At 64.3% G+C, this 3,528-nt stretch carries 3 protein-coding genes; all 3 read left to right on the forward strand.

From position 1 onward, the window contains the following. The coding region (locus tag FBR05_15065; protein MDL1873499.1) for a hypothetical protein at nt 1-2,307 on the forward strand (2,307 nt) is incomplete at its 5' end. Between the two features lie 279 nt (nt 2,308-2,586). After that, nucleotides 2,587-2,880, forward strand: a complete 294-nt coding sequence (locus tag FBR05_15070; protein MDL1873500.1) for a hypothetical protein — start codon at nt 2,587-2,589, stop codon at nt 2,878-2,880. Between the two features lie 244 nt (nt 2,881-3,124). Next, nucleotides 3,125-3,528: hypothetical protein (locus FBR05_15075; protein ID MDL1873501.1), on the forward strand; the 404-nt coding region annotated here is incomplete at its 3' end.

Consider the following 3,528-nt stretch of genomic DNA (forward strand, 5'->3'; position numbering starts at 1 on the left):
GCCCACCAGCACGGCGTGGTTCACAACGATCTCAAGCCCGACAACCTCATGGTCGACCGCAATGTCCGCATGCGCATCCTAGACTGGGGATTGGCGAGGCACCTCGGGGAGAAGATCGCCGAGGGTCGCATGAGCCTCTCGCCCGAGGCCCTGCGCCACCGCCCGCCGCGCGCCAGCGCCTCCACGATGGCGGGGACGCCGGGCTACATCGCGCCGGAGATGACGCGCCTGGATCGGGGGCCCAATGAGCGCTCGCAGGATATCTTCTCCTTGGGCGTCATCCTCTACGAGATGGCGACGGGCCTGCATCCCTTGGGGCTATACCGGCCCGGCGACCCGGTGCGCGGAGAGCCGCGCCTGGTCCCGATTCGGGAAGGCGAGCACCTGCAGGGCCAGACCAAGATCAATCCCCGTTCCATTTTGCTCTACGGCCAGGACCCCAGCCTCGATCCGCCGTCTTTCCGCGACATCCTGACCGGCACCCATCCCGACTACCTCTACGAGTTGGAGAGCATCGCGCGCAAGGCGATGGACCCCGATCCGGCGAGGCGCTTCCAAAACGCCGCCGAGCTCCGCGAGGCGGTGCTGATGGCCCGCGCCCGCTCGGACCGCGAGGCGCTGGATCACCTCCGCGAGCGCATGCGCGAGGCCGAGGCCCTGACCAAGGCCTCCTGGATGCGCTTCAACGTCGCCTCCCGCATCGATCCGGCGCATTGGACGCGCATGCATCAGATGATCTGGAGCCTGCGGCAGGACCGCGAGTCCTGGCACCAGGGGGTGGAGGACTTGGTGACGCGCTTGAGCGAGGTGATGAAGTACGACCGCAGCTCCGCCGCCCGGCGGATGATCGCGGAGCTCAGCTGGGAGCGCCTGGTGGACGGCGGCGACCGGATGCCGCGCAGCGTGCGCCGCGCCCTGGCGCGGCGGATACAGGCCAACGATTTTCCGCTCAAGCCCGACGGCGGCCCGATGTTCAGCTCCCTGCTGACCGGCACGACGCCGCTGGCCCTGCGCCTTTCCCGGCTCTCCGACGGGGAGCTGCTGAATCCCGAGCTCGAGGGCCGAGCCCGCCTGCGCGTCCTCCGCATCCGCCGCGAGACCGACGCGCGGGGCGTCGAGCTGGGCACCTTCCGCGAGGGCGAGACGGTGGCCGAGGGGGCGCTCGCGGATTGGAACCAACGCCTGGGCCTGGGGGCCGGCTATTATGTCTTGGAATTGTCCGCGCCGGGCTACGCGCCGATGCGCGTCCCGCTGCGGGTGAGTTATCAGGACATCCAGCGCGGCGTGGTCGAGGGGCGCTTCCTCGACGTGCCGATCGAGATGGTCCCCGAGTCGGAGCTCGGTTCCGACATGGCGTTGGTGCAGGGCGGGCGCTCCTTCACCGGCTTCGATTTCTACGAGGACGGCATGCCCTCCAACGTCTACAGCTTTCCGATGCACGAGATCGAGCTGCCCACCTTCGCGATCTCGCGCAAGCCGGTGACGGTGGGCGAATACATCCCCTTCATCGAGCACCTCGTGGCCGAGGGGCGCATCGAGGAGGCCCGCAGCTTCATGCCCCGCAAGAACGTCCCGCCGCAGCGCATCTCCCGCGACCTGTTCCGCGACACCTGGCGGGTCTATCGGGAGGAAGGCCTGCGCGCCGCCTTCGAGCACTTTATCAATCGGCAGCGCGGCAACCATTATTACTGGCGGCTGCGTCCCGAGGGCTTCGGCCCCTGGAAGCGCTACCGCCTGATGGACCCGACCGAGCACCTCGATCCCAACGGCGACCCCATCCTTAAAGAGCAGCCGATCAGTGCCATCTCCCGCTTGGCGGCCGAGGTCTTCCTGCGCTGGGAGTCCGAGCGGCAGGGGAGGGAGTACTCGTTGCCCACCGCCGAGGAGAAGGAAAAGGTCGACCGCAACGCCTTCCCCTGGAACTTCCCCTGGGGCTACGACTTCGCCCCCTTCTATTTGATTTCGCGGCTGGCCTTCTCCGGCGAGCTCAAGAACTCCACCTACCCCCAGCCGGTGGGGAAGCACGTCATGGACCAGAGACTGTATCGGGACTTCTCGATCTACGGGACGGTCGACAATCTGGGCAATGTCCGGGAATACACCGCCTCCCACGGCGAGCCGGGCTATGTGGTCCTCTCGGGCGGCTCGGTGCGGGTGCCCTACGGGCCTTTCTATTATCCGGCCTCCCGAAATTACGCCCACCGCGAGACCGCGGTCGACGACTCGGTAGGGGCCTTCCGTCGGGTGCAGCGCTTCGGCCGCCCGCAGCCCCGGGATTTAAGCCCCGAGGCCCCGCCGGTCCGATAAGGCAGGTCGATTCCTACCCATCCCCCGTCACCTCAGTGACTGCCTAAAAGCCTGTGGATAAGTCCCCGGGAAATAAAGAGGTTTGTGAATAAGCCCTCTAGGTGATGGAATTCTTTATCATTTTTAGAACCCTCGGCCCCCGGCTCTGTACTTATGCTTTGCTTTCATAAAAAGTAATAATTTATTGAAATATATAGATAAAATTTATTTTTAGAAGCTTGGCACTCGCATTGCTTTATCTCCCCGCAGGTAAGCAACGGACCAAATGGGAGGTAGAAGATGAGGAAGTTTATCTATTGTTTTGTTTTTACGATGGTATTTGGATTTGCTCTTACGGAGGCCTCGGCGCAGCTCCGCAGCACTTACGACAGCAAGACCTTATTGACGATCTATTCCCAGGTCTTGGCCCCCACCACAAAAACTGGAACGGTCTCCGGGCAGGACCCGCAGATGTTGCAGGGACAAGACCCTCAGATGTTGCAAGGGCAGGACCCGCAGATGCTCCAGGGGCAGGATCCCCAGATGTATAAGTACAGCCCCTACCTTTACATGGGGCAGGATCCCCAAATGTAGTTTTTTTCTCTATCTCTTTCTCCAGGAGGGGCCCCATGGTGGGGCCCTTTTCTTTTGTCTCATAAAAGCAACTTTGAGCCTTCGGGCCCGATAAGCTCGCCAATCAACGTATATTTTTGTATTGGCTGGTTTCATGGGGTTTACGACGACTGATTCTCTCTTTTTTGGAGGCGCCCTTGCGCGCGGGCCGAGGCCTGCGCTGGGCGGCGAGTCGGGCGCTGCTTTAGCCTCGTCCGCGGGGATCTTGGCGGGCCTGCTGGAATCGGCGGCGGCGGGTCGTCGGGTGCGCGAAGAGGGCCTGGACCTGCGCCGCGCCTACGAGTCCCTCCCCGAGAGCGAGCGCGCCCGCTTCGCCCGCACTTTCTCCCCCGAACTGCTCCAAGAAATCTTCTCCCTCTCCCAAGAGAGCGATGCCTCGCTCTTCTACCAGGGCCTGCACGCGCTGGGCCTGCGGTTGTCGCGCGGACACCGGCCGGAGCTGGCGATGCTGTTCTTCTCCGGCATCGCGCAGACCCTCGAGCAGGATTACCCGGGACGACCCGCGGATCACGCGGCGCTGGCCTCGAGGGCACGCCGCGAGCTGGACGCCCTGCTGGGCCGGGGCGCGATCGCGCCGCGGGTCGAGCACCTGCTGCGGGGCGTGGCGCA

Source organism: Deltaproteobacteria bacterium PRO3, from assembly GCA_030263375.1.
Taxonomy (GTDB): Bacteria; UBA10199; UBA10199; order DSSB01; family DSSB01; genus DSSB01.